This window comes from Streptomyces sp. NL15-2K, assembly GCF_030551255.1.
Classification (GTDB): domain Bacteria; phylum Actinomycetota; class Actinomycetes; order Streptomycetales; family Streptomycetaceae; genus Streptomyces.
In genome coordinates this window covers 2,180,424-2,206,236 of the sequence record NZ_CP130630.1, presented here as the reverse complement: position 1 = coordinate 2,206,236, position 25,813 = coordinate 2,180,424, and the positions used below count along the sequence as shown (strand labels likewise).

The 25,813-nt window shown below is 70.6% G+C and carries 21 protein-coding genes and 3 pseudogenes; 18 read left to right on the top strand and 6 right to left on the bottom strand.

Annotated elements, in window-relative coordinates; genetic code table 11:
- Positions 1-22 precede the first annotated feature (22 nt).
- Complete coding sequence (locus tag Q4V64_RS09355; protein ID WP_124443908.1) at positions 23-2,221, bottom strand: elongation factor G-like protein EF-G2; 2,199 nt, start codon at positions 2,219-2,221, stop codon at positions 23-25.
- A 278-nt stretch (positions 2,222-2,499) separates the two neighbouring features.
- On the opposite strand from Q4V64_RS09355, the gene pgsA reads away from it, so the two are divergent.
- Genes pgsA through Q4V64_RS09340 form a run of 3 tightly spaced genes read left to right on the top strand, consistent with a single transcriptional unit; the run spans position 2,500 to position 5,395 of the window.
- Positions 2,500-3,246, top strand: a complete 747-nt coding sequence (gene pgsA / locus Q4V64_RS09350) for a phosphatidylinositol phosphate synthase (protein WP_124443909.1) — start codon at positions 2,500-2,502, stop codon at positions 3,244-3,246.
- A complete protein-coding gene (locus tag Q4V64_RS09345; protein WP_124443764.1) occupies positions 3,243-4,187 on the top strand; it encodes a phosphatidylinositol mannoside acyltransferase in 945 nt (314 codons plus the stop codon). Before pgsA ends, Q4V64_RS09345 begins: the two co-directional genes overlap by 4 nt.
- Complete coding sequence (locus Q4V64_RS09340; RefSeq protein WP_124443765.1) at positions 4,184-5,395, top strand: glycosyltransferase family 4 protein; 1,212 nt, start codon at positions 4,184-4,186, stop codon at positions 5,393-5,395. Before Q4V64_RS09345 ends, Q4V64_RS09340 begins: the two co-directional genes overlap by 4 nt.
- 61 nt (positions 5,396-5,456) lie before the next feature.
- Here Q4V64_RS09340 and Q4V64_RS09335 read toward each other — a convergent pair whose 3' ends face one another.
- Positions 5,457-6,686: a hypothetical protein gene (locus Q4V64_RS09335; protein WP_124443766.1), complete on the bottom strand. Its 1,230-nt coding sequence runs from the start codon at positions 6,684-6,686 to the stop codon at positions 5,457-5,459.
- A gap of 176 nt (positions 6,687-6,862) precedes the next feature.
- Here Q4V64_RS09335 and Q4V64_RS09330 point away from each other — a divergent pair, with 176 nt between their 5' ends.
- The 12 genes from Q4V64_RS09330 to relA all read left to right on the top strand — a co-directional run bounded on the left by Q4V64_RS09330 (position 6,863) and on the right by relA (position 19,211).
- Positions 6,863-7,405, top strand: a complete 543-nt coding sequence (locus Q4V64_RS09330; protein WP_124443767.1) for a hypothetical protein — start codon at positions 6,863-6,865, stop codon at positions 7,403-7,405.
- Between the two features lie 127 nt (positions 7,406-7,532).
- The gene (pdxS, locus tag Q4V64_RS09325) at positions 7,533-8,444 is read left to right on the top strand and encodes a pyridoxal 5'-phosphate synthase lyase subunit PdxS (RefSeq protein WP_124443768.1); all 912 of its coding nucleotides are present in this window, start codon (positions 7,533-7,535) and stop codon (positions 8,442-8,444) included.
- A gap of 40 nt (positions 8,445-8,484) precedes the next feature.
- Complete coding sequence (gene pdxT, locus Q4V64_RS09320) at positions 8,485-9,093, top strand: pyridoxal 5'-phosphate synthase glutaminase subunit PdxT (RefSeq protein ID WP_124443769.1); 609 nt, start codon at positions 8,485-8,487, stop codon at positions 9,091-9,093.
- A gap of 48 nt (positions 9,094-9,141) precedes the next feature.
- Complete coding sequence (locus Q4V64_RS09315) at positions 9,142-9,894, top strand: YebC/PmpR family DNA-binding transcriptional regulator (RefSeq protein WP_095754408.1); 753 nt, start codon at positions 9,142-9,144, stop codon at positions 9,892-9,894.
- Positions 9,895-10,010: 116 nt separating this feature from the next.
- Positions 10,011-10,541 carry a crossover junction endodeoxyribonuclease RuvC gene (gene ruvC, locus Q4V64_RS09310; protein ID WP_172629483.1) on the top strand — a complete coding sequence of 177 codons (531 nt, stop codon included), beginning with the start codon at positions 10,011-10,013 and terminating at the stop codon, positions 10,539-10,541.
- Positions 10,538-11,143, top strand: a complete 606-nt coding sequence (gene ruvA / locus Q4V64_RS09305; protein ID WP_124443770.1) for a Holliday junction branch migration protein RuvA — start codon at positions 10,538-10,540, stop codon at positions 11,141-11,143. Before ruvC ends, ruvA begins: the two co-directional genes overlap by 4 nt.
- Before the next feature lie 25 nt (positions 11,144-11,168).
- Positions 11,169-12,239 (top strand): Holliday junction branch migration DNA helicase RuvB, encoded by a 1,071-nt coding sequence (ruvB, locus tag Q4V64_RS09300; protein WP_124443771.1) that lies wholly within the window; start codon positions 11,169-11,171, stop codon positions 12,237-12,239.
- A 174-nt stretch (positions 12,240-12,413) separates the two neighbouring features.
- Positions 12,414-12,923, top strand: coding sequence for a preprotein translocase subunit YajC (yajC, locus tag Q4V64_RS09295; RefSeq protein ID WP_124443772.1), 510 nt, complete (start codon positions 12,414-12,416; stop codon positions 12,921-12,923).
- Between the two features lie 133 nt (positions 12,924-13,056).
- Complete coding sequence (gene secD, locus Q4V64_RS09290) at positions 13,057-14,811, top strand: protein translocase subunit SecD (RefSeq protein ID WP_124443773.1); 1,755 nt, start codon at positions 13,057-13,059, stop codon at positions 14,809-14,811.
- A gap of 3 nt (positions 14,812-14,814) precedes the next feature.
- Positions 14,815-15,939, top strand: coding sequence for a protein translocase subunit SecF (gene secF / locus Q4V64_RS09285; RefSeq protein WP_124443774.1), 1,125 nt, complete (start codon positions 14,815-14,817; stop codon positions 15,937-15,939).
- Complete coding sequence (locus Q4V64_RS09280; RefSeq protein WP_124443775.1) at positions 15,936-16,475, top strand: adenine phosphoribosyltransferase; 540 nt, start codon at positions 15,936-15,938, stop codon at positions 16,473-16,475. Before secF ends, Q4V64_RS09280 begins: the two co-directional genes overlap by 4 nt.
- A gap of 171 nt (positions 16,476-16,646) precedes the next feature.
- A complete protein-coding gene (relA, locus tag Q4V64_RS09275) occupies positions 16,647-19,211 on the top strand; it encodes a GTP pyrophosphokinase (RefSeq protein ID WP_124443776.1) in 2,565 nt (854 codons plus the stop codon).
- Between the two features lie 229 nt (positions 19,212-19,440).
- Here relA and Q4V64_RS09270 read toward each other — a convergent pair whose 3' ends face one another.
- Positions 19,441-20,670 (bottom strand): DUF349 domain-containing protein, encoded by a 1,230-nt coding sequence (locus Q4V64_RS09270; protein ID WP_124443777.1) that lies wholly within the window; start codon positions 20,668-20,670, stop codon positions 19,441-19,443.
- 136 nt (positions 20,671-20,806) lie between these two features.
- Positions 20,807-21,628 carry a peptidylprolyl isomerase gene (locus tag Q4V64_RS09265; protein WP_124443778.1) on the bottom strand — a complete coding sequence of 274 codons (822 nt, stop codon included), beginning with the start codon at positions 21,626-21,628 and terminating at the stop codon, positions 20,807-20,809.
- A 180-nt stretch (positions 21,629-21,808) separates the two neighbouring features.
- Here Q4V64_RS09265 and Q4V64_RS09260 point away from each other — a divergent pair, with 180 nt between their 5' ends.
- Positions 21,809-22,531, top strand: a complete 723-nt coding sequence (locus Q4V64_RS09260) for an MBL fold metallo-hydrolase (protein ID WP_124443779.1) — start codon at positions 21,809-21,811, stop codon at positions 22,529-22,531.
- Between the two features lie 13 nt (positions 22,532-22,544).
- Positions 22,545-23,807 (top strand): histidine--tRNA ligase, encoded by a 1,263-nt coding sequence (gene hisS / locus Q4V64_RS09255; protein ID WP_124443780.1) that lies wholly within the window; start codon positions 22,545-22,547, stop codon positions 23,805-23,807.
- An 81-nt stretch (positions 23,808-23,888) separates the two neighbouring features.
- Here the strand turns inward: hisS and Q4V64_RS09250 are convergent.
- Both Q4V64_RS09250 and Q4V64_RS54870 read right to left on the bottom strand, forming a co-directional pair.
- Positions 23,889-24,505: pseudogene (locus Q4V64_RS09250) on the bottom strand (response regulator transcription factor).
- Positions 24,502-25,648 (bottom strand): annotated as a pseudogene (locus Q4V64_RS54870) (sensor histidine kinase); the annotation flags it as partial. The pseudogenes Q4V64_RS09250 and Q4V64_RS54870, both read right to left, overlap by 4 nt.
- A gap of 3 nt (positions 25,649-25,651) precedes the next feature.
- Here Q4V64_RS54870 and Q4V64_RS54865 point away from each other — a divergent pair.
- Positions 25,652-25,807, top strand: a pseudogene (locus tag Q4V64_RS54865) (ABC transporter permease); the annotation flags it as partial.
- Positions 25,808-25,813: the final 6 nt, after the last annotated feature.

Here is a 25,813-nt window from a genome sequence, read left to right as displayed (position 1 = left end):
ACTTGTCGTGCGCCGGCGCCAACTAGGAGGCGTCGCGCGCCTCTTCACGGACCCTTTCTGCGATCTGCGGCGGCATCGGCTCGTGCCGCGCGTACCGGCGGCTGAAGCGTGCCGTGCCGTGGGACAGGGAACGGAGGTCGACGGCGTACCGGCCGATCTCGATCTCGGGTACTTCGGCGCGCACCAGCGTGCGGCCGCCGCTGGTCTGTTCCGTGCCCAGCACCCGGCCGCGCCGCCCGGACAGGTCGCTCATCACGGCGCCCACGTAGTCGTCGCCGACCAGGACGCTCACCTCGGCGACCGGCTCCAGCAGATGGATCTTCGCGTCGGCCGCGGCCTCCCGCAGGGCGAGCGCGCCGGCTGTCTGGAACGCGGCGTCGGAGGAGTCCACCGAGTGCGCCTTGCCGTCGAGCAGCGTGACCCGGAAGTCGATGAGCGGATAGCCGGCCGCGACTCCCTTGGCCGCCTGGGCCCTTACGCCCTTCTCGACGGACGGGATGAACTGGCGCGGCACAGCGCCGCCGACGACCTTGTCCACGAACTCGATGCCCGAGCCGCCAGGCAGCGGCTCCACCTCGATCTCGCAGATGGCGTACTGCCCGTGCCCGCCGGACTGCTTGACATGGCGCCCGCGGCCCGCCGACCTGCCCGCGAACGTCTCCCGCAGGGAGACCTTGTGCGGGACGACGTCGACCTGCACGCCGTACCGGCTGCGCAGCCGCTCCAGCGCCACGTCGGCATGTGCCTCGCCCAGGCACCACAGCACCACCTGGTGGATGTCCTGGTTCTGCTCCAGCCGCATGGTCGGGTCCTCGGCGACCAGCCGGGACAGGCCCTGGGAGAGCTTGTCCTCGTCCGCCTTGCTGTGCGCCTGGATGGCGAGCGGCAGCAGCGGATCGGGCATCTCCCACGGCTCCATGAGCAGCGGGTCGTCCTTGGCCGAGAGGGTGTCCCCGGTCTCCGCGCGGCTCAGCTTGGCCACGCTGGCCAGATCGCCCGCGATGCAGTGCGTCAGCACCCGCTGCTGCTTGCCGAACGGCCCGGACAGGGCGCCGATCCGCTCGTCGACGTCATGGTCCTCGTGGCCCCGGTCGGCGAGCCCGTGCCCGGAGACGTGGACGGTCTGGTCGGGGCGCAGGGTGCCCGAGAAGACCCGTACCAGCGAGACCCGGCCGACGTACGGGTCGGACGAGGTCTTCACGACCTCCGCGACCAGCGGGCCGTTCGGATCGCACAGCTTCAGCTCGCGCGGCTTGCCGTCGACCGTGGTGACCCTCGGCGCCTCGCGTTCCAGGGGGGTCGGGAAGCCGCGGGTGACCAGCTCGAGGAGCTCGACCGTGCCGAGCCCCTGCCGGGCGCCCTCGGCCGCGGGGGCGGCGGCCAGGACCGGGAAGAAGACGCCGCGGGCCACGGCCCGCTCCAGGTCCTCCACCAGTGTCTTGAAGTCGATCGGCTCGCCGCCGAGGTAGCGGTCCATGAGGGTCTCGTCCTCGCTCTCGGAGATGATCCCCTCGATCAGCCGGTTGCGGGCCTCCTCGATCAGCGGCAGCTGGTCCTCGCCCGGCTCGGACTCCTTGCGCTCCCCGGTCGAGTAGTCGAACAGCTTCTGCGACAGCAGCCCGATCAGCCCGGTGACGGGCGCGTGCCCGTCCGGTGCCTGCGGGCCGCGCAGCGGCAGGTACAGCGGCAGCACGGCGTCGGGGTCGTCGCCGCCGAAGACCTCCGCGCAGGTCCGTGTCATCTCCTCGAAGTTCGCCCGGGCGGATTCCAGGTGCGTGATGACGATCGCGCGGGGCATGCCGACGGCCGCGCACTCCTCCCACACCATGCGGGTCGAGCCGTCCACCCCGTCGGAGGCCGAGACGACGAAAAGGGCCGCGTCCGCCGCTCGCAGACCGGCCCTGAGTTCCCCGACGAAGTCGGCGTATCCGGGGGTGTCGAGAAGATTGATCTTGTATCCGTCCCATTCGACGGGTACCAGGGAGAGCTGCACCGAGCGTTGCTGCCGGTGCTCGATCTCGTCGTAGTCGGAGACGGTGCCGCCGTCCTCCACGCGGCCCGCCCGGTTCACTGCTCCCGCTGTCAGCGCGAGAGCCTCCACCAGAGTCGTCTTGCCCGAACCGGAGTGGCCGACCAGCACCACATTCCGTACGGACGCGGGGTGGTCGGCCGCTGTTGCCCTGCCGGCGGCTCCGGGGTGTGCGTTCGCCTTGTCGCCCATGGCCTTGCCTCCCGTGCACGGTGAGGTCACTGTGGGCGCGGACACGCGGGATCCTCCCCCAGACTCCGTCCGGGGGCACCCCCAGCGGTGGCGGCTCCGGCGACGCCCGCGGTTGTCCTTCGAGCTTTCCACTCCCGTCACGGTGCGTCCATACGGCGGACGCGATCGCGCCCCTGTGCGCCGCTGTGGCCGCGCGACCGTGCCGTGACCCGGATGCCGTCGGGCCGTGACCCGGGCTGACGGTGCCCGGCCGCCGCCCACGCGCGCGCGTGGCTACGATGGGCCAGCCGGTGGCCAGCAGGGGCCGCTCGGCCACACCGACCGTCGGGAAGGCCATGCTGAACAAGTACGCGCGTGCATTCTTCACGCGTGTCCTCACACCGTTCGCCGCGTTTCTCATCCGGCGGGGCGTCAGCCCCGACACGGTCACCCTCATCGGTACCGCCGGTGTGGTCGCCGGCGCGCTGGTCTTCTACCCCAGGGGCGAGTTCTTCTGGGGCACGGTCGTGATCACGCTGTTCGTGTTCTCCGACCTCGTCGACGGCAACATGGCCCGCCAGCTCGGCCGCTCCAGCCGCTGGGGCGCCTTCCTGGACTCCACGCTCGACCGGGTCGCCGACGGCGCGATCTTCGGCGGCTTCGCCCTCTGGTACGCCGGTGGGGGCGACGACAACGTCCTGTGCGCCGTCTCGATCTTCTGCCTGGCCAGCGGCCAGGTGGTGTCGTACACCAAGGCCCGCGGCGAGTCGATCGGCCTGCCGGTCGCCGTCAACGGACTCGTGGAGCGTGCCGAGCGCCTGGTGATCGCCCTGGTCCTGGCCGGACTCGCGGGCCTGCACAAGTTCGGGGTACCCGGCATCCAGTACCTGCTGCCCGTCGCGCTGTGGATCGTGGCCGTCGGCAGCCTGGTCACGCTCATCCAGCGGGTCGTCACGGTCCGCCGGGAGTCGGCCGAGGCGGAGGCCGCGGCCGCCCAGGACAAGCAGGACAAGCAGCAGACCCAGGGGAGCGAGGCGGCGAAGTGAGCGCCCAGGACCGGGTCACGGACGCGCTGTACGGCCTCGGCTGGGGCGTGGTCAAGAAGCTGCCCGAGCCGGTCGCCGCGCGTCTCGGCCGGAGCATCGCCGACCTCGCCTGGAAGCAGCGAGGCAAGGGCGTCAGACGGCTGGAGAGCAACTACGCGCGCGTGGTGCCCGACGCGACCCCTGAGCGCCTCGCCGAGCTCTCCCGCGCGGGCATGCGGTCGTACCTGCGCTACTGGATGGAGTCCTTCCGGCTCCCGGCCTGGAGCGCCGAGCGCGTTGAGAGCGGCTTCGACGCCAAGGACCTGCACTACCTCACCGAGGGGCTCGCGGCCGGCAAGGGCGTCGTCCTCGCGCTGCCGCACATGGCCAACTGGGACCTCGCGGGCGCTTGGGTCACCACCACGCTCCAAACGCCCTTCACGACGGTCGCCGAGCGCCTCAAGCCGGAGACGCTGTACGACCGCTTCGTCGCCTACCGCGAGGGCCTCGGCATGGAGGTCCTGCCGCACAGCGGCGGCACCGCCTTCGGCACGCTGGCCCGGCGGCTGCGCGACGGCGGCCTGGTCTGCCTGGTCGCCGAACGGGACCTGTCCGCCTCCGGCGTCGAGGTCAAGTTCTTCGGCGAGGCCACCCGGATGCCGGCCGGTCCGGCGCTGCTCGCCCAGCAGACGGGCGCCCTGCTGCTGCCGGTGACGCTCTGGTACGACGACTCGCCGGTCATGCGGGGGCGGGTGCATCCTCCGGTCGACGTGCCCGAGACAGGTACACGGGCCGAGAAGACGTCTGTCATGACACAGGCGCTGGCCGATGCCTTCGCCACGGGGATCGCCGACCATCCGGAGGACTGGCACATGCTTCAGCGCTTGTGGCTCGCTGACCTGGAACCACGCCCGTCGTCCGGTACGGACGGCACGGAGAGTTCGGGTGGGGAGCGTCCGTGAGGATCGGAATCGTCTGCCCGTACTCCTGGGACGTGCCGGGCGGCGTCCAGTTCCACATCCGTGATCTGGCCGAGTACTTCATCCGCCTCGGCCACGAGGTGTCCGTCCTCGCCCCGGCCGACGACGACACCCCCCTGCCGCCGTACGTCGTCTCCGCCGGCCGCGCGGTGCCGGTGCCGTACAACGGCTCGGTGGCCCGGCTGAACTTCGGCTTCCTGAGCGCCGCCCGCGTACGCCGCTGGCTGCACGACGGCGAGTTCGACGTCATCCACATCCACGAGCCGACCTCGCCGTCCCTCGGCCTGCTGGCCTGCTGGGCCGCACAGGGCCCGATCGTCGCCACCTTCCACACCTCCAACCCGCGCTCCCGGGCCATGATCGCCGCGTACTCGATCCTCCAGGCGGCCCTGGAGAAGATCAGCGCCCGGATCGCCGTGAGCGAGTACGCCCGCCGCACCCTCGTCGAGCACCTGGGGGGCGATGCGGTGGTGATCCCCAACGGCGTGGACGTCGACTTCTTCGCCAAGGCCGAGCCCAAGGCCGAGTGGCAATCGGAAGGGGCGCGAAGCCCGGCTGAGGGTGGTGGGAGACAGGCGGGCGGCACGATCGGCTTCATCGGCCGGATCGACGAGCCGCGCAAGGGCCTGCCGGTGCTGATGAAGGCCCTGCCGAAGATCCTCGCCGAGCGTCCGCGGACCCGGCTGCTGGTCGCCGGGCGCGGGGACGAGGAGGAGGCGGTGGAGTCGCTGCCCGCCGACCTGCGCTCGCGTGTGGAGTTCCTCGGCATGGTCAGCGACAAGGACAAGGCCCGCCTCCTGCGCAGCGTCGACCTGTACGTCGCCCCCAACACCGGCGGCGAGAGCTTCGGGATCATCCTGGTCGAGGCGATGTCGGCCGGGGCACCGGTGCTCGCTTCCGACCTGGACGCCTTCGCCCAGGTGCTGGACCGGGGCGCCGCGGGTGAGCTGTTCGCCAACGAGGACGCGGACGCGCTCGCCGAGGCGGCACTGCGGCTGCTGGCGGACCCGGAGCGGCGCGAGGAGCTGCGGGCGCGCGGCAGCGCGCACGTACGGCGGTTCGACTGGTCGACGGTGGGCGCCGACATCCTGTCCGTGTACGAGACGGTGACGGCCGGGGCGGCGGCGGTCGCCGCGGCGGACGACCGGGCGCCGGGACTGCGGGCGCGGCTCGGGCTGGCACGGGACTGACCCGGGGCCCGGCCACTTCCAGGGGGTTCTTCTTCGGCGTCCGCGGTCTTTCCACGGCGTTCTACGGCGTCAGGAGCGGCCACACGTCCCGGTCGGCCGTCGCGCTGAACACCGGGTCGCCGTGGCCGTACCCCGGCACGACCGTGAACGACACCCCAGCGTTGCCCGCCGCGCGGATCAGCTCGGCACCGCGCGGATGGTCCCCGCGGCCCAGCTCCATGTTCACCCACACCACCCCGGCACGGATCCGGTCCCACGCGATGCGGTACGTCGTCTCGTCGCCGGCCCAGACGGCCGCGAGATCGCGCAGCAGCGCGGTCGGGACGAGCCCGCTGCCCAGCGCCGCCACCGCGTCGGCCCAGACGGCGAACGGAGTGTGGTTGAGGGCGAACCGGTCCTCGGCGGGCGTGGCGCCGAAGGTGTACGTCCCCGCGCCGTGGCCCTGGCGGTAGATCCAGTTCGCGGCACCGGGGAGCGTGCTGGTGCGGATCACGGCGAAGTGGGCGAGCCCCGCGTTGGTGAACCGGGTCGTGGGATCGACCGGACGCGGTACGGCGCTGGGCCCGTCGGGGTCGGCCACGGCACGGGCGAACAGCGCCTTGAACCCAAGATCCGTCGCGAACCCGCCCGCGTCGATCTGCGCCTGCAGGTCGTCCCGGGTCTGCGCGGCCCGTGCGGCGAGCTCACCGTCGTAGGGACCGGTGGTGTCGATGACGACCACCTGCCGCAGCCGGGGCGACGCGTCACCGGCCGCGGCGTCCAGGGCGAGCCCGGCGCCCGAGGAATGGCCGACGAGCCGGTAGGGCAGACGCAGTGCCGTGTCGAGGGCGCCGACGACCCTACGGAGGTCGCGTCGGTGGGCGGCGAGCCCCCAGTCGGCCGTGACGGCGTCCGCCGAGGCCAGGTCCTCGCGCGGGGTGACGCCGACGACGAGGTGCCCGAGTCGCCGGAAGTGGTGCGCGAGGTTGTGCTCGCGCGGGGTGAAGAAGTTGCCGGCGAAGTTCATACCGCTGCCCGGCAGCAGATACGCCACGGCGGTGGGCGCCCGCCCGGTGTCGGCGACGACGTCCACGGCGAACGGCACCCCGCCGTCGGCCACGGTGAACCGGGCACGCACCCAGCCGTCGCCCCGCTCGACGCCCGCCTCCCGCGCGGTCGGACCCAGGGCCCGCCCGATCCTCGGGACGAGCCCCGCTTCGCCCCTGGTCGCCGCGCTCGCCGACTGCCCGGCGCCGAGTCCGGCCGCGGCCAGTGCGGCGACTCCCGCCGCCAGCACCGTACGTCTGTCCATGCTCGTCCCCCCTCGTCGCGGACACAGTCGATCCCGCGCCTCGTCGCGGATACAGTCGATCCCGCGCACACCAGGGTTCCGAAGGGCGCGACCCGCTCCAAGGGCGAATCGCGCCGGAGAAGGCCGGTTTCGGGCGGGTGGGGGCGTGTCACCGGTCACGGGTAGCCTTGCCGCCCGTGACCGCAACCCTCATCTGGATCCTCGTCGCGCTGGTCGCGATCGGCCTCTACCTGAGCTGGACCGCCGGCCGGCTCGACCGGTTGCACGCCCGGATCGACGCGGCCCGTGCCGCCCTCGACGCGCAACTGCTGCGCCGCGCCTCGGTGGCCCAGGAGCTGGCGACCTCCGGTGTGCTCGACCCGGCCGCGTCGATCGTCCTGTACGAGGCCGCGCACGCCGCCCGGCAGGCCGAGGAGGAGCAACGGGAGGTCGCCGAGAGCGAGTTGAGCCAGGCACTGCGCGCCGTGTTCGCCGAGGCCCCGCAGGTCGAGGCGGTGCGCGAGGCGCCCGGGGGAGAGGCGGCGGCCCGGGAACTGACCGAGGCGGTGCGCCGGGTGCCGATGGCCCGGCGCTTCCACAACGACGCCGTACGGGCCGCCCGCGCCCTGCGACGGCACCGCAAGGTGCGCTGGTTCCGGCTGGCGGGACACGCGCCGTTCCCGATGGCGTTCGAGATGGACGACGAGCCGCCGGCGGCACTGGTGGACCGGGCGGCCTGAACGGCGGTTGTCCGGGAGGTGGCCCGAAAACGATCCACCGGCTCCCCATTGGCCCTTGCTGTGGCCTGGTCCTCTCCCGTTTCCTCAGTGGTTGCAGAGACCCTTTTCCACCGAGTGAGGTCACCCCGTGTCCAGCACGCTTTCCGACAACCAGGCTCCCGAGACCGGCACGGCCCGCGTGAAGCGCGGCATGGCCGAGCAGCTCAAGGGCGGCGTGATCATGGACGTCGTCACGCCGGAGCAGGCGAAGATCGCCGAGGACGCGGGCGCCGTCGCCGTCATGGCCCTGGAGCGCGTCCCCGCCGACATCCGCAAGGACGGCGGCGTGGCCCGCATGTCCGACCCGGACATGATCGAGGGCATCATCGAGGCCGTGTCCATCCCGGTGATGGCCAAGTCGCGCATCGGCCACTTCGTCGAGGCCCAGGTGCTGCAGTCCCTCGGCGTCGACTACATCGACGAGTCCGAGGTCCTCACCCCGGCCGACGAGGTCAACCACTCCGACAAGTGGGCGTTCACGACCCCCTTCGTCTGCGGTGCCACCAACCTGGGCGAGGCCCTGCGCCGCATCGCCGAGGGCGCCGCGATGATCCGCTCCAAGGGCGAGGCCGGCACCGGCAACGTCGTCGAGGCCGTCCGCCACCTGCGGCAGATCAAGAACGAGATCGCCAAGCTGCGCGGCTTCGACAACAACGAGCTGTACGCGGCCGCCAAGGACCTGCGCGCCCCGTACGAGCTCGTCAAGGAAGTCTCCGAGCTGGGCAAGCTCCCGGTGGTCCTCTTCTCCGCCGGTGGCGTCGCCACCCCGGCAGACGCCGCCCTGATGCGTCAGCTCGGCGCCGAGGGCGTCTTCGTCGGCTCCGGCATCTTCAAGTCCGGCGACCCGGCCAAGCGCGCCGCCGCCATCGTCAAGGCGACCACCTTCTACGACGACCCGAAGATCATCGCGGACGCGTCGCGCAACCTCGGCGAGGCCATGGTCGGCATCAACTGCGACACCCTCCCCGAGACCGAGCGCTACGCCAACCGCGGCTGGTAAGCCACCTTTTGGCACCGCACGTACTGAGGACTGCACCTACATGACCGACGCACCTGTCATAGGCGTCCTGGCCCTCCAGGGCGACGTACGGGAGCACCTCATCGCCCTGGCCGCGGCCGACGCCGTGGCCAGGCCGGTGCGGCGCCCCGAAGAGCTCGCCGCGGTCGACGGCCTCGTCATCCCCGGCGGTGAGTCCACGACCATCTCCAAACTGGCCGTCCTCTTCGGCGTGATGGAACCGCTACGCACGCGCGTGCACAGCGGCATGCCCGTCTACGGCACCTGCGCCGGCATGATCATGCTGGCCGACAAGATCCTCGACCCGCGCTCGGGTCAGGAGACCGTCGGCGGCATCGACATGATCGTGCGCCGCAACGCCTTCGGACGCCAGAACGAGTCCTTCGAAGCGGCCCTCGACGTCAAGGGCATCGCGGGCGATCCTGTGGAGGGGGTCTTCATCCGCGCTCCCTGGGTGGAGTCCGTCGGCGCCGAGGCGGAGGTGCTGGCCGAGCACGACGGCCACATCGTCGCGGTCCGCCAGGGCGACGCGCTGGCCACGTCGTTCCACCCCGAACTGACCGGCGACCACCGCGTGCACGCCCTGTTCGTCGACATGGTGCGCGCGAGGCGGACCGCGGAGTCCTTGTAGGATCTCTGCCGTTCGTACAGAGATGGGTTACGCGAAGGAGACAGGCAGATGTCCGGCCACTCTAAATGGGCCACGACGAAGCACAAGAAGGCCGTGATCGACGCCAAACGCGGCAAGCTCTTCGCGAAGCTGATCAAGAACGTCGAGGTCGCGGCGCGCATGGGCGGTGCCGACCCGGACGGCAACCCGACGCTGTACGACGCCATCCAGAAGGCGAAGAAGTCGTCGGTCCCGAACAAGAACATCGACTCCGCGGTCAAGCGCGGTGCCGGCCTGGAGGCCGGTGGCGCCGACTACGAGACGATCATGTACGAGGGCTACGGGCCGAACGGTGTCGCGGTGCTCATCGAGTGCCTCACCGACAACCGCAACCGCGCCGCCTCCGACGTCCGCGTCGCCATGACCCGCAACGGCGGCTCCATGGCCGACCCCGGTTCGGTGTCGTACCTCTTCAACCGCAAGGGCGTCGTCGTCGTCCCCAAGGGCGAGCTGACGGAGGACGACGTCCTGGGCGCCGTGCTCGACGCGGGTGCCGAGGAAGTCAACGACCTCGGTGAGAACTTCGAGGTCATCAGCGAGGCCACCGACCTGGTCGCGGTCCGCACCGCCCTCCAGGACGCCGGGATCGACTACGACTCCGCCGAGGCCAACTTCGTCCCGACCATGCAGGTCGAGCTGGACGAGGAGGGCGCCAAGAAGATCTTCAAGCTGATCGACGCGCTCGAGGACAGCGACGACGTGCAGAACGTCTTCGCCAACTTCGACGTCAGCGACGAGATCATGGAGAAGGTCGACGCGTAACGCTGCCGTGAGCAGAGCGGCTTCGGCGGGCCGGTGGGACACGTCCCACCGGCCCGCCGCCGTTGTCGGTGGCACCCGATAGCCTGCACAAACAGGCGATCGAAGGGAGGGGCGTGGTGCGCGTACTGGGGGTGGACCCGGGGCTGACTCGATGCGGTGTCGGCGTGGTCGAAGGCGTGGCAGGGCGGTCGCTCACCATGCTCGGCGTCGGTGTCGTCCGCACGCCCGTGGACGCGGACTTGGCCCGTCGACTCGTCGCCATCGAAAAGGGCATCGAACAATGGCTGGATGAACACCGGCCGGAATTCGTCGCCGTGGAGCGGGTGTTCAGCCAGCACAACGTCCGCACCGTGATGGGCACCGCCCAGGCCAGCGCCGTCGCCATGCTCTGCGCCGCCCGCCGCGGCATCCCCGTCGCCCTGCACACGCCCAGCGAGGTCAAGGCCGCCGTCACCGGCAGCGGCCGCGCCGACAAGGCGCAGGTCGGTGCCATGGTCACCCGCCTGCTGCGGCTCGACGCGCCCCCGAAGCCCGCCGACGCCGCCGACGCCCTCGCGCTCGCCATCTGCCACATCTGGCGCGCCCCCGCCCAGAACCGACTCCAGCAGGCCGTCGCCCTGCACGCATCGAAAGGCCGTAGGGCATGATCGCCTTCGTCAGCGGCACGGTCGCCGCACTCGCTCCCGACGCCGCGGTGGTAGAGGTGGGCGGCGTCGGCATGGCCGTCCAGTGCACGCCGAACACCCTGTCCACGCTCCGGCTCGGCCGGCCGGCCAAGCTCGCCACCTCTCTCGTCGTACGGGAGGACTCGCTGACCCTGTACGGCTTCGCGGACGACGACGAGCGGCAGATCTTCGAGCTGCTCCAGACCGCGAGCGGTGTCGGTCCCCGCCTGGCCCAGGCCATGCTGGCGGTCCACAGCCCGGACGCCCTGCGCCGGGCCGTCTCGACCGGGGACGAGAAGGCGCTCATCGCCGTCCCGGGAATCGGCAAGAAGGGCGCACAGAAGCTGCTGCTGGAGCTGAAGGACCGCCTCGGGGAGCCGATCGGCGCACCCGCGGTCGGCGCACCGGTCAGCACCGGCTGGCGCGACCAGCTGCACGCCGCCCTGATCGGCCTGGGGTACGCGACCCGCGAGGCCGACGAGGCGGTGTCCGCCGTGGCCCCGCAGGCCGAGGCCGCGGAGGGCACCCCGCAGGTCGGCCAGTTGCTGAAGGCGGCCCTGCAGACTCTGAACCGAGCCCGCTGACCCATCACACTTTGAGGCACTCCACATGAACTGGGACGACACGACCGACACCCCCGCCTCCGAGCGGCTGGTGGGCCCTGTCGCCGACGGTGAGGACCAGGCCGTCGAGGCCGCCCTGCGCCCCAAGGACCTGGACGAGTTCATCGGCCAGGAGAAGGTCCGCGAACAGCTCGACCTCGTCCTGCGCGCCGCACGCGCGCGGGGGGCCACCGCCGACCATGTGCTGCTCTCCGGCGCCCCCGGCCTCGGCAAGACCACCCTGTCGATGATCATCGCCGCCGAGATGAACGCCCCGATCCGCATCACCAGCGGGCCCGCCATCCAGCACGCCGGCGACCTCGCCGCCATCCTCTCCTCCCTCCAGGAGGGCGAGGTCCTCTTCCTCGACGAGATCCACCGCATGTCCCGGCCCGCCGAGGAGATGCTCTACATGGCGATGGAGGACTTCCGCGTCGACGTCATCGTCGGCAAGGGCCCCGGCGCCACCGCCATCCCGCTGGAACTGCCGCCCTTCACCCTGGTCGGCGCCACCACGCGCGCGGGCCTGCTGCCACCGCCGCTGCGCGACCGCTTCGGCTTCACCGCGCACATGGAGTTCTACGAACCCGTCGAGCTGGAGCGCGTCATCCACCGCTCGGCGCACCTGCTGGACGTGGAGATCGAGGCCGACGGCGCCGCCGAGATCGCCGGCCGCTCGCGCGGCACCCCCCGTATCGCCAACCGTCTGCTGCGCCGCGTCCGCGACTACGCGCAGGTCAAGGCCGACGGTCTGATCACGCGCGACATCGCCGCGGCGGCCCTCGCCGTCTACGAGGTCGACGCCCGCGGCCTCGACCGTCTCGACCGGGGCGTTCTTCAGGCCCTGCTCAAGCTGTTCGGCGGCGGACCCGTCGGCCTGTCCACGCTGGCGGTCGCGGTGGGGGAGGAGCGTGAGACCGTGGAGGAGGTCGCCGAGCCCTTCCTGGTCCGGGAGGGGCTGCTCGCCCGTACACCGCGCGGTCGCGTCGCCACCCCGGCCGCATGGGCGCATCTCGGCCTCACCCCGCCCCGTTCGGCGGCCGCTGGAAACGGACAACAGGACCTGTTCGGGACGTGACGGCGCGGTGACGACGTGCGCATTGGCCGGAGCAGGAACCCCGGTGCCATGCTGAACGTTGTTCCATGCGCGCGGACTCGCTTAGACTCCGCCGATGCCGCCTTTGTCGGCGGTATGCACACCCCCAACCATCAGGCCGCTCACATCGCGGTCGCGTGAAGGAAGTTCCGACCCGTGAGTCTCGTGACCCTCCTCCCGTTCATCGTGCTCATCGGGGCCATGTTCCTGATGACCCGGTCGGCGAAGAAGAAGCAGCAGCAGGCCGCCGACATGCGCAATCAGATGCAGCCCGGCAGTGGCATCCGCACGATCGGGGGCATGTACGCGACGGTCAAGGAAGTCAACGAGGACTCGGTTCTCGTCGACGCCGGTCCGGGCGTCGAGCTGCTCTTCGCGAAGAACGCGATCGGTGCCGTTCTCTCCGACGACGAGTACAACCGCATCGTCCACGGCATCGAGCACGACCTGAAGTCCGACACCGACGTCGTCCCGGACGACGCCTCCTCCCTCACCGAGGCCGACGAGACCGACGAGCCCGCCGACGACGCTGCCGCCGCCTCCGACGACAAGGCCGTCGACCTTGGTAAGAAGGACCCGGCCGAGGAGCCCGCCGAGGCCCCGGCCACCGAGGCCAAGACGGACGAAGAGCCGAAGAAGACCGACGGCGACTCCGGCGCGAAGTAGTCGCACTCCTGGGCGCGCGGGCCTGCCGCCGTGCGCCCCGGACCGTGCACAGCTCGCACGGGATACCGACACCATGTGATGGCCGCCCGCCCGCAGACCGGGCGCGAGGCGGCCCGAGAGGGAGTACGAGAAGGTGGCAGCACCTAAGAGGGGCCGGAGCTCGAGCGCCCAGAGCAAGCCGGGGCGCTCGCTGGCCCTCATCCTGATCGCCATCGTGGCGCTCACCGGGGGGATGTTCCTCTCCGGGCACACCACTCCGCGTCTCGGCATCGACCTGGCCGGTGGTACGAGCATCACCCTCCGGGCGGTCCCCGAGGCCGGCCAGGAATCCGCGATCAACAAGACCAACATGGACACCGCGGTCGACATCATGAACCGCCGTGTCAATGGTCTGGGTGTCACGGAAGCCGAGGTTCAGACCCAGGGCGACAGGAACATCATCGTCAACATCCCCAAGGGCACGAACTCCAAGGAGGCCCAGGACCAGGTCGGCACCACCGCCAAGCTCTACTTCCGGCCGGTCGTCGCGACCGAGGTCTCCGGCGGCGCCGCGCCGGCCAGCCCGTCGCCGAGCCCCTCCGGCAGCGCCTCGGGCAAGGCGACCGACCAGCCCGCCGACAAGGACAAGGCGACCTCGTCGCAGTCGCCCTCAGGCTCCGCCAGCCCCACCTCGCAGGGCCGCGCGGTCACCGACGCCCTGAAGGCCGACCCCACGCCGTCCACGAGCGCATCCCCGTCCCCGAGCGGCAGCCCCTCCGGTGACGCGGCCGGCAACCTCGAGGCGCAGTACGCCGCCCTCGACTGCACCAAGCCGGCAACCCGCGCCAACGCCGGCAAGGGTGCCAAGCCCGGCGACGCGACCGTGGCCTGCGGCCAGAACTCGCAGGGCCAGTGGCAGAAGTACATCCTCGGCCCCGCCGAGGTCGACGGCACGGACGTGGACAAGGCGCAGGCCGTCCTCAACACCACCACGGGTGCCGGCTGGACGGTCACCATGGACTTCACGAACAGCGGCACCAAGAAGTTCGCCGAGATCACCGGCAAGCTGGCCAAGAACCAGTCCCCGCAGAACCAGTTCGCCATCGTCCTCGACGGCGAGGTCGTCTCCGACCCGTACGTCAGCCAGGCGCTGACCGGCGGCAACGCGGAGATCTCCGGCAACTTCAACCAGCAGTCGGCCGAGAGCCTGGCCAACATGCTGTCGTACGGCGCCCTGCCGCTGACCTTCAAGGAGGACAGCGTCACCACGGTGACCGCCGCGCTCGGCGGTGAGCAGCTGCAGGCCGGTCTGATCGCCGGCGCGATCGGCCTTGCCCTGGTCGTCCTGTACCTGCTGGTGTACTACCGCGGCCTGTCGTTCATCGCCATCGCCTCACTGCTGGTCTCCGCGGCCCTGACGTACGTGATCATGTCGCTGCTCGGCCCGGCCATCGGCTTCGCACTGAACCTGCCGGCCGTCTGCGGTGCCATCGTCGCGATCGGCATCACAGCGGACTCGTTCATCGTGTACTTCGAACGCGTCCGCGACGAGATCCGCGAGGGCCGCTCGCTGCGACCCGCCGTCGAGCGGGCCTGGCCGCGTGCCCGGCGCACCATCCTGGTCTCCGACTTCGTGTCGTTCCTCGCCGCCGCGGTCCTGTTCGTCGTCACCGTCGGCAAGGTCCAGGGCTTCGCGTTCACGCTCGGTCTGACCACCCTGCTCGACGTGGTCGTCGTGTTCCTCTTCACCAAGCCGCTGCTGACGCTGATGGCCCGCCGCAAGTTCTTCGCGAGCGGCCACAAGTGGTCCGGCCTCGACCCGAAGAGCCTGGGTGCCCAGCCGCCGCTGCGCCGCACCCGCCGTCCCGCCCGCCCCGCCGCTGGCCCTGTCGACCCGAAGGAGGCGTGAGAGATGTCGAAGCTCGGCAACCTCGGCGCCCGACTGCACCGTGGCGAGGTCGGCTACGACTTCGTCGGCAACCGCAAGATCTGGTACGGCCTCTCGATCCTGATCACCATCACGGCCATCGTCGGCCTGGCGGTGCGCGGCCTGAACATGGGCATCGAGTTTCAGGGCGGCGCCGTCTTCACCACCCCGAAGAACACCTCCGTCTCCGTCTCCCAGGCCGAGACGTACGCGGAGGAGGCCTCGGGGCACGACGCGATCGTGCAGGAGCTCGGCAGCGGCAGCCTGCGCATCCAGGTCGCGGGCATCGACACCGACAAGTCCAACCAGATCAAGACGGACCTCGCCAAGGACCTGAAGGTCGACGCCGAGAGCATCAACGCCGACCTGGTCGGCCCCAGCTGGGGTGACCAGATCGCCAACAAGGCCTGGCAGGGCCTCGGCATCTTCCTCGTCCTGGTCGTGATCTATCTGGCGATCGCCTTCGAATGGCGCATGGCGTTCGCCGCGTTCGTCGCGCTGATCCACGACATCACCATCACGGTCGGCATCTACGCCCTCGTCGGCTTCGAGGTGACGCCCGGCACCGTGATCGGTCTGCTGACGATCCTCGGTTACTCGCTCTATGACACGGTCGTCGTCTTCGACAGCCTCAAGGAGCAGACGAAGGACATCGCCAAACAGACCCGCTGGACCTACAGCGACATCGCCAACCGCTCGATCAACAGCACCCTGGTCCGCTCCATCAACACCACCGTGGTGGCGCTGCTGCCGGTCGGGAGCCTGCTGTTCATCGGTGGCGGTGTGCTCGGCGCCGGCATGCTCAACGACATCTCGCTGTCGCTGTTCGTCGGCCTCGCGGCCGGTGCGTACTCCTCGATCTTCATCGCCACGCCGCTCGTCGCCGACCTCAAGGAGCGCGAGCCGCAGATGAAGGCCCTGAAGAAGCGTGTGCTCGCCAAGCGGGCTCAGGCCGCCGCCAAGGGCGAGTCCCTGGAGGCCCCGGTCACCGACGAGCCGCTCGCCGACGAGCCCGAGGACGACCACGCCGCTCCCGCCGTCGTGGGCCCGCGCAACCAGCCCGCCTCCCGCAACCGGGGCCGCGGCCGACCCTCGGGGAAGCGCCGATGACCGGCATCGAAGAGCTGCTGCTCAGCCGTATACGCGACGTGGCCGACTACCCGGAGCCGGGCGTGATGTTCAAGGACATCACCCCGCTCCTGGCAGACCCGGCGGCGTTCACCGCGCTCACCGACGCGCTGGCCGAGATCGCCGGGAACACCGGCGCCACGAAGATCGTCGGGCTGGAGGCCCGCGGCTTCATCCTCGGCGCGCCGGTCGCCGTCCGCGCCGGCGTCGGCTTCATCCCCGTACGCAAGGCGGGCAAGCTCCCCGGAGCCACCCTCAGCCAGGCCTACGACCTGGAGTACGGCTCCGCCGAGATCGAGGTGCACGCCGAGGACCTCAAGCACGGCGACCGCGTCCTGGTGGTCGACGACGTCCTCGCCACGGGCGGCACCGCCGAGGCCTCCCTCCAGCTCATCCGCCGGGCGGGCGCCGAGATCGCGGGCCTCGCCGTCCTGATGGAGCTCGGCTTCCTCGGCGGCCGCACCCGCCTGGAACCGGCCCTGGCCGGCGCCCCGCTGGAGGCGCTGCTCAAGGTCTGAAGACCCTCGCAGGACATCGGGGCGGGCCCGGAGGAATCCGGCGCCCGCCCCTCGCGTTTCTCCGGTTGACGGCCTTCACATTGGCCTGAAGGCGATCCTGGGGCGCAGGATGGCTACCATGGGGTCTCCGGAGCCTGACCGGGGGACCCGGATCGCGCACGAGGAGCCCTCTTGCCAGACGAGGCCCAGCACCTGACCGCCGCCAAGCCCGAGTCCGCCTCGGCGCCGAAGGCGAAGCCCGCGCCGAACGCGACGGACGCGACCAACGCGCCGATCGCGAAGAACGACCCCCGCGGGCCGGTCCAGCATGCCCAGTCCGCGCCCGTCGACAAGCCGGCCGAGCAGACGCGCCCCAAGCCCGCCCCCGCCCAGCGGCCCACGAACCCGCCCGCGGTCCGCCCGCCCGCCGGCCAGCCCGCCCGCACCGGCTCCTCCAACCGCGTCCGCGCCCGCCTCGCCCGTCTCGGCGTGCAGCGCTCCAACCCGTACAACCCGGTGCTGGAGCCGTTGCTGCGGATAGTCCGCAGCAACGACCCGAAGATCGAGACGTCGACGCTGCGTCAGATCGAGCGCGCCTACCAGGTCGCCGAGCGCTGGCATCGCGGCCAGAAGCGCAAGAGCGGCGACCCGTACATCACGCACCCCCTCGCGGTGACGACGATCCTCGCCGAGCTCGGCATGGACCCGGCCACGCTCATGGCCGGTCTCCTGCACGACACCGTCGAGGACACTGAGTACGGCCTCGACCAGCTCCGCCGCGACTTCGGCGACTCCGTCGCGCTGCTCGTCGACGGCGTCACCAAGCTGGACAAGGTCAAGTTCGGCGAGGCCGCACAGGCCGAGACCGTGCGCAAGATGGTCGTGGCGATGGCCAAGGACCCACGCGTCCTGGTCATCAAGCTCGCCGACCGCCTGCACAACATGCGCACCATGCGCTACCTCAAGCGCGAGAAGCAGGAGAAGAAGGCGCGCGAGACCCTGGAGATCTACGCGCCGCTCGCCCACCGCCTGGGCATGAACACCATCAAGTGGGAACTGGAGGACCTCGCCTTCGCGATCCTCTACCCCAAGATGTACGACGAGATCGTACGGCTGGTGGCCGAAAGGGCACCGAAGCGTGACGAGTACCTGGCCATAGTGACCGACGAGGTCCAGGCCGACCTGCGCGCCGCCCGGATCAAGGCGACAGTCACCGGCCGCCCGAAGCACTATTACAGCGTCTACCAGAAGATGATCGTCCGCGGCCGTGACTTCGCGGAGATCTACGACCTGGTGGGCATCCGCGTCCTCGTGGACACCGTCCGCGACTGCTACGCCGCCCTCGGCACGGTGCACGCGCGATGGAACCCGGTCCCCGGCCGGTTCAAGGACTACATCGCGATGCCCAAGTTCAACATGTACCAGTCGCTGCACACGACGGTCATCGGACCAAACGGCAAGCCGGTCGAACTCCAGATCCGCACGTTCGACATGCACCGCCGCGCCGAGTACGGCATCGCCGCGCACTGGAAGTACAAGCAGGAGGCCGTCGCCGGCGCCTCCAAGGTTCGTACGGACGCGCCGAAGTCATCGTCCGGCAAGGCCGGCAAGGATGCCGGCGCCATCAACGACATGGCGTGGCTGCGGCAACTGCTGGACTGGCAGAAGGAGACCGAGGACCCGGGCGAGTTCCTGGAGTCCCTGCGCTTCGACCTCTCCCGCAACGAGGTCTTCGTCTTCACCCCCAAGGGCGACGTCATAGCGCTTCCGGCCGGGGCCACCCCCGTCGACTTCGCGTACGCGGTGCACACCGAGGTCGGCCACCGCACCATAGGAGCGCGGGTCAACGGGCGTCTCGTACCGCTCGAATCCACCCTGGACAACGGCGACCTGGTGGAGGTCTTCACCTCCAAGGCCTCCGGCGCGGGCCCCTCCCGCGACTGGCTCGGCTTCGTCAAGTCGCCGCGCGCCCGCAACAAGATCCGGGCGTGGTTCTCCAAGGAGCGCCGCGACGAGGCGATCGAGCAGGGCAAGGACGCGATCGTCCGCGCGATGCGCAAACAGAACCTGCCGATCCAGCGCATCCTGACCGGCGACTCCCTGGTGACGCTCGCCCACGAGATGCGCTACCCGGACATCTCCGCGCTGTACGCGGCGATCGGCGAGGGCCACGTCTCCGCACAGAACGTCGTGCAGAAGCTCGTCCAGGCACTCGGCGGCGAGGAGGCCGCCACCGAGGAGATCGACGAGTCGGTACCCCCGTCCCGCGGCCGCAGCCGCAAGCGCCGCTCCAGCACGGACCCGGGTGTCGTCGTCAAGGGTGTCGACGACGTGTGGGTCAAGCTGGCCCGCTGTTGTACGCCGGTTCCGGGCGACCCCATCATCGGCTTCGTCACGCGGGGCAGTGGCGTATCGGTTCACCGCAGCGACTGCGTCAACGTCGACTCGCTGTCCCGCGAGCCCGAGCGCATCCTCGAGGTCGAGTGGGCACCCACCCAGTCCTCGGTCTTCCTGGTCGCCATCCAGGTCGAGGCCCTGGACCGCTCCCGGCTCCTGTCGGACGTCACGCGCGTGCTGTCCGACCAGCACGTCAACATCCTCTCCGCGGCCGTCCAGACCTCCCGCGACCGCGTCGCCACCTCCCGCTTCACCTTCGAGATGGGCGACCCGAAGCATCTCGGCCATGTGCTGAAGGCCGTACGAGGTGTGGAAGGCGTGTACGACGTGTACCGGGTGACGTCGGCGCGCAGCCGCTAGTGCCGCGGCAGGCAACGTTTGCCCCGTCGCGACGCCCGGCACGCACTCTCGCCGCACCGGGCACAGACCCAAGTACATCCAGTACGAGGGCCTGCGCCCGGCACGCCGAGAGCACGCACCGGACGCCGCTCCTTGACGGGCAAACGTTGCCTGCCGCGGCACTAGCACCGCAGACGACGAGAGGGGCTCCCGTACCGGACAGGTACGGGAGCCCCTCTTCACGCGTCCGTCAGCCGCCGAACTCCTGCAGCCCCTTCAGCGCCTGGTCCAGCAGGGCCTGGCGGCCCTCCAGCTCCCTCTCGAGCTTGTCGGCCTTGGCGTTGTTGCCCTGGGCGCGCGCCTGCTCGATCTGGCCCTTCAGCTTGTCCACGGCCGCCTGGAGCTGGCCGGTCAGACCCTCGGCACGCGCCCGTGCCTCCGGGTTGGTCCGGCGCCACTCGGTCTCCTCGGCCTCCTGGATGGCCCGCTCCACGGCGTGCATCCGGCCCTCGACCTTCGGCCGCGCGTCACGGGGCACATGGCCGATGGCCTCCCAGCGCTCGTTGATCGAGCGGAACGCGGCCCGCGTGGCCTTCAGGTCCCCGATCGGCAGGAGCTTCTCGGCCTCCTCGGCCAGCTCCTCCTTCAGCTTCAGGTTCTCGGACTGCTCGGCGTCGCGCTCGGCGAAGACCGAGCTGCGGGCGGCGAAGAAGACGTCCTGGGCGCCGCGGAAGCGGTTCCACAGGTCGTCCTCGTGCTCGCGCTGGGCACGGCCGGCGGCCTTCCACTCGGCCATCAGCTCGCGGTAGCGCGCGGCCGTAGGACCCCAGTCCGTCGAGCCGGACAGCGCCTCGGCCTCGGCGACCAGCCGCTCCTTGGCCTTGCGGGCCTCTTCGCGCTGCGCGTCCAGCGACGCGAAGTGCGCCTTGCGGCGCTTGGAGAACGCCGAGCGGGCGTGCGAGAAGCGGTGCCACAGCTCGTCGTCCGACTTGCGGTCCAGCCGCGGCAGGCCCTTCCAGGTGTCCACCAGGGCACGCAGCCGTTCACCGGCGGCTCGCCACTGGTCGGACTGCGCCAGCTCCTCCGCCTCGGCGACCAGCGCCTCCTTGGCATGGCGCGCCTCGTCCGACTGCTTCGCCCGCTGCGCCTTGCGCTCCTCACGGCGCTTCTCGACCAGCTCCACCAGCTTGTCCAGCCGGACCCTGAGCGCGTCCAGGTCACCGACCGCGTGGTGTGCGTCGACCTGCTCCCGAATGTGGTCGATGGCCGCCTGCGCGTCCTTCGCCGACAGGTCGGTGGTCTTCACTCGCTTCTCGAGGAGGCCGATCTCGACAACCAGGCCCTCGTACTTGCGCTCGAAGTAGGCCAGCGCTTCCTCAGGGGAGCCGGCCTGCCAGGAACCGACGACCTGCTCGCCGTCGGCCGTCCGCACGTACACGGTCCCCGTCTCGTCGACGCGGCCCCACGGGTCGCTGCTCACAGCGCCTCCTCCACATGATGCCTGCGGGGGGCCTGAAGCACCCCCGGGCATCGTCCACAGTTTCGTCACGGCCAACATAGGCGACCGGCGGGTTGCCTGTCCGCATCCCGCGCGACCGAAATTTCGCAGTTGGCGGTCAGGATTTGGTGACAGTTGCCTTGTTGATCACGACCGTCGCGTTGGGTGCCCCGTCGCCCTGGCCGGTGCTCTCGCCCGCCGCGGCGATCTTCTTCAGGACCTTCATGCCGGAATCGGAGATGGTACCGAACGGTGTGTAGCTGGGCGGCAGCTGACTGTCCTGGAACACGAGGAAGAACTGGCTGCCGCCGGTGTGCGCCTGGCCGGTGTTCGCCATCGCGACCGTGCCCGCCGGGTAGACGTTGCCCTTCAGGCTTTTGTCCTTGAGGTTCTCGTCCGGGATCGTGTAGCCGGGACCGCCGCTACCGGATCCGGTCGGGTCACCGCACTGCAGCACGTAGATGCCGTTGGTGGTGAGCCGGTGGCACTTGGTGTGGTCGAAGAAGCCCTTGCCGGCGAGGAAGTTGAACGAGTTCACGGTGTGCGGGGCCGCTGACGTCTTCAGCGCGATGTCTATCTCACCGCACGTCGTGGCCAGCTTCATCGTGTACTTCGCCGACTCGTCGATGGTCATCGCCGGCTCCTTCTTCCAGGTCTCCGACTTGACCTTGCCCGCGGCCGGCTTGTCGCACGGGTCCGGCGCCTTGCTGGGCGAGGCCTGCGCGCTCGGGCTGGTCTCGGAGCTCGCGTTGGTCTTGTCGTCGTCCTTGAGGACGTCGGTCGTGTACAGGGCCAGGCTGCCCACCAGGATCACGCCGAGCACCGACGCGATCACCGAGTTGCGCATGCGCGCCTTGCGCCGCGCGGCCGTACGCCGCTGCTGCTGCCGCAAGAACTTCTCCCGGGCGAGCTGACGCTTCCGCTGTTCCTGGGTGACCACCGGGTTTTCTCCTCATGCGTCTCGTACGTCGACTGGGACGCGTGCGTCTTGTGAGCCGACCGCCTGCGTGTGCCCCGTACCGTATATGGGTTCGCTGAGGAATCGGCAGCGCCGGTAGGCTCTGACCACAGGCGCAGCCGCCTCGAAGCCCACCCGTATCGACACAAACGAAGGACGATCGTGCTCATTGCCGGGTTCCCCGCCGGGGCCTGGGGGACGAACTGTTATCTCGTCGCCCCCGCCGCCGGTGAGGAGTGCGTGATCATCGACCCCGGCCACCAGGCCGCCGAGGGAGTCGAGGAAACGCTGAAGAAGCATCGGCTCAAGCCCGTCGCCGTCGTCCTGACACACGGCCACATCGACCACGTGGCCTCGGTCGTCCCGGTGTGCGGCGCGCACGGAGTACCGGCGTGGATCCACCCCGAGGACCGGTACATGATGACCGACCCGTCGATGGGTCTCGGCCGTTCCATCGGGATGCCGCTCATGGGCGAGCTGACCGTGGGCGAGCCGGACGACGTCAAGGAGCTGACCGACGGCACGAAGCTGGAGTTGGCCGGTCTGGAGCTGTCCGTCGCGCACGCGCCGGGCCATACCAAGGGGTCGGTGACCTTCGGCCTGCCCGAGGCGGCGGACATCCCGCCGGTCTTCTTCTCGGGCGACCTGCTGTTCGCCGGCTCCATCGGACGCACCGACCTGCCCGGCGGTGACATGGCCGAGATGCTCGACTCGCTGGCCCGCGTGTGCCTGCCGCTCGACGACTCGACCGTGGTGCTGTCCGGGCACGGCCCCCAGACGACCATCGGCCAGGAGCGCGCCACCAACCCGTATCTGCGGCAAGTCGCCGCAGGCCGCCAGGATCGCGGCGCGGGTGTGGACACCCCTCCCCGACGAGGAATGTGACGAGAGATCTTCCGTGAGCACCTTCAAGGCCCCCAAGGGCACGTACGACCTGATTCCGCCGCGGTCCGCAATGTTCCTGGCGGTGCGCGAGGCGATCGCCGCGCCCCTGCGTAACTCCGGATACGGCTACATCGAGACGCCCGGCTTCGAGGACGTCAGCCTCTTCGCGCGCGGTGTCGGTGAGTCCACCGACATCGTCAGCAAGGAGATGTACGCCTTCGAGACCAAGGGCGGTGACAAGCTGGCCTTGCGCCCCGAAGGCACCGCGTCCGTGCTGCGGGCCGCGCTGGAGGCGAACCTGCACAAGCAGGGCAACCTGCCGGTGAAGCTCTGGTATTCGGGCTCATATTACCGGTACGAGAAGCCGCAGGCGGGCCGTTACCGCCACTTCTCCCAGGTCGGCGCCGAGGCGATCGGTGCGGAGGACCCGGCGCTGGACGCCGAGCTGATCATCCTGGCCGACCAGGCGTACCGCACCCTCGGGCTGCGGAACTTCCGCATCCTGCTGAACAGCCTGGGCGACAAGGAGTGCCGTCCGGTCTACCGGGCCGCCCTGCAGGACTTCCTGCGCGGCCTGGACCTGGACGAGGACACGCTGCGCCGTGCGGAGATCAACCCGCTGCGTGTCCTGGACGACAAGCGGGAGTCGGTGCAGAAGCAGTTGACGGGCGCTCCGCTCCTGCGCGACTACCTCTGCGACGCCTGCAAGGCGTACCACGAGGAGGTGCGCGAGCTGATCACGGCGGCGGGCGTCTCCTTCGAGGACGACCCGAAGCTGGTGCGCGGCCTGGACTACTACACCCGCACGACCTTCGAGTTCGTCCACGACGGGCTGGGCTCCCAGTCCGCGGTGGGCGGTGGCGGCCGCTACGACGGCCTGTCGGAGATGATCGGCGGCCCGGCGCTGCCGTCCGTCGGCTGGGCCCTGGGCGTCGACCGCACGGTCCTCGCCCTGGAGGCGGAGGGCGTCGAGCTCGAACTCCCCGCCGCCACCAGCGTGTTCGCGGTACCGCTCGGCGAGGAGGCCCGGCGGGTCCTGTTCGCGAAGGTCACCGAGCTGCGCAAGGTGGGTATCGCGGCGGACTTCTCCTACGGCGCCAAGGGGCTCAAGGGCGCGATGAAGAACGCCAACCGCAGCGGTGCCCGCTACACGATCGTCGCCGGCGAGCGTGACCTCGCCGAGGGCGTGGTGCAGCTGAAGGACATGGAGTCGGGGGAGCAGACCGCGATCGGTGTGAACGAGGTCGTGGCGGAGCTGGAGGCGAGGCTGGGCTGAGGCGGTGGGGGTGCGGCTGGGGGTGGTTCGCGCCCCCGCCGCCCCTGCCCCGTCCCATCCCATCCCATCCCCAGGGGCGTCTCAGTCGAGCAGCCCGTACCGCATCGCACTCGTCACCGCCGCCGTCCGGTCGTCCACGCCCAGCTTGCCGAAGGCCCGCAGTAGGTGCGTCTTGACAGTGGACTCACCGATGAACAGCCGCCGCCCGATCTCGGCATTCGTACACCCCTCGGCCACCAGCCGCAGCACCGTCGTCTCGCGCTCCGACAGGTGCGGCCGTTCGGGGCGGGTGCGCATCTGGTCCACCAGCCGGGCCGCCACCGAGGGCGCCAGGACCGTCTCGCCGCGCGCGGCCGCTCGTACGGCCTCGGCCAGGTCCCCTCGCGGCATGTCCTTCAGCAGATAGCCCGCCGCTCCAGCCTCCACGGCCCGCAGGATGTTCCGGTCCGTCTCGTACGTCGTCAGGACGATCACCCGGCACGGCAGCCCCGCCTCGCTCATCCGCACGATCGAGTCCACGCCCCCGGCATCCGCAGGTCCATCAGCACGATGTCGGGCCGCAGCTCGGCCGCCAGCGCCTCCGCCCGCGGTCCGCTGGAGGCGTCGGCGACGACCTCCAGGTCCGGCTCGGCACTCAGCATGGCCCGCAGACCCTCTCGTACGACGGGGTGGTCGTCGGCCAGGACGATCCGGATCACGATGAGCTCCTTGATGCCGATGCCGATGCCGATGCCGATGCCGACGGTGGTAGGGGTAGGCGGACGGTCACTGTCGTGCCGTCACCCGGGGCGCTGCTGCTCCGTGCCGTTCCGCCCACCTCGGCGGCCCGGGTACGCAGGCCCGCCAGACCGTAGCCGTCACCGGCGGCGTCCGGGTCGAAGCCGCAGCCGTCGTCCCGTACGGACAGGGTGAGGGCCTCGTCGGCATACGCCAGCGCGATGTCGACGGCCGCCGAACCGCCCGCGTGCTTGCGGGCGTTGGCCAGCGCCTCCTGGCAGGAGCGAAGGGCCACCACCTCGGGTCCGGCGGGCAGTGGGCGAACCGGCCCGGACACGTCCAGTGTCGCCTCGTGGCGCGCGGCCAGCCTGCGCAAGGCGTCCGGCAGCGAGGCACCGGCCAGGTCGGCGGGCGCGCCCCCGGCGACCAGGGCACGCGCCTCGGCGAGGTTCAGCCGGGCCGTCTCGTCCATCAGCGCCAGGTGACGCCGGGCCTCAGGCACATCACGGTCGATTTCCGCCTCCACGGCCTGGATCAGCATCAGCAGGCTGGTGAAGCCCTGCGCGAGCGTGATGGGGGTCCCCCATGCCCTTAAGGCTATGGGGGAGGATCTCCCGGGCCATCCGCTCCCGCTCCTCCAGCGCGCCGTGCTCCGCCGACAGCCGGGAGACCTCGTGGCGGCTGGCGTCCAGCTCTGCGATCAGCTCGGCCCGTTCCTGGCTCTGTTCGATGATGCGGATGACCCAGGTGCCGACGGCCACCGAGAAGCCGAGGGTGACCACGGCGAACAGCCCGTTGAAGAAGACGGCCTCGTCACTGGGCCACCACAGCAGCGCCCAGCCCACCACGGGGGCGAGGTTGATCACGGCCACGGCCACCAGCGCCCAGCGCATCCGCAGCGTCATGAAGCACTGGGGCACGAGTGCGAACGTCATCAGCCGCGTCTCGCCCACGAGGATCGCCGACGGCAGGAACAGCGCCATCGCCGCGGCCAGGTAACCGAGGGCCTGCCGTGCCTCGGGCGGATCCGCGCGCAGGAGGGGACGCCCCACCCGTACGAACAGCGGGATCAACAGGACCAGCAGCCCTGCCGCGACCGCACGGACCGGCCACCCCGGGGTCCCTGCCTGCGCGGGGTGTTCCTGCCGGAGCCGGCGCAGGTCCTGGAGCAGGCCGGAGGCTGGGAGTTCGGGCGGATCGCCCTGGTGCTGGGGGCGTGGTGCGTCGGAGGATCGGTGTTGTGCCTGCTGACCTTCCGGTGGAAGAACCGGCGCGACGGATGAACGGTC

Coding starts and splice junctions, on each gene's coding strand:
- Q4V64_RS09355 (WP_124443908.1), bottom strand. CDS start 2,221: ATGGGCGACAAGGCGAACGCACACCCCGGAGCCGCCGGCAGGGCAACA.
- pgsA (WP_124443909.1), top strand. CDS start 2,500: ATGGGCCAGCCGGTGGCCAGCAGGGGCCGCTCGGCCACACCGACCGTC.
- Q4V64_RS09335 (WP_124443766.1), bottom strand. CDS start 6,686: ATGGACAGACGTACGGTGCTGGCGGCGGGAGTCGCCGCACTGGCCGCG.
- pdxT (WP_124443769.1), top strand. CDS start 8,485: ATGACCGACGCACCTGTCATAGGCGTCCTGGCCCTCCAGGGCGACGTA.
- Q4V64_RS09315 (WP_095754408.1), top strand. CDS start 9,142: ATGTCCGGCCACTCTAAATGGGCCACGACGAAGCACAAGAAGGCCGTG.
- ruvA (WP_124443770.1), top strand. CDS start 10,538: ATGATCGCCTTCGTCAGCGGCACGGTCGCCGCACTCGCTCCCGACGCC.
- ruvB (WP_124443771.1), top strand. CDS start 11,169: ATGAACTGGGACGACACGACCGACACCCCCGCCTCCGAGCGGCTGGTG.
- secF (WP_124443774.1), top strand. CDS start 14,815: ATGTCGAAGCTCGGCAACCTCGGCGCCCGACTGCACCGTGGCGAGGTC.
- Q4V64_RS09280 (WP_124443775.1), top strand. CDS start 15,936: ATGACCGGCATCGAAGAGCTGCTGCTCAGCCGTATACGCGACGTGGCC.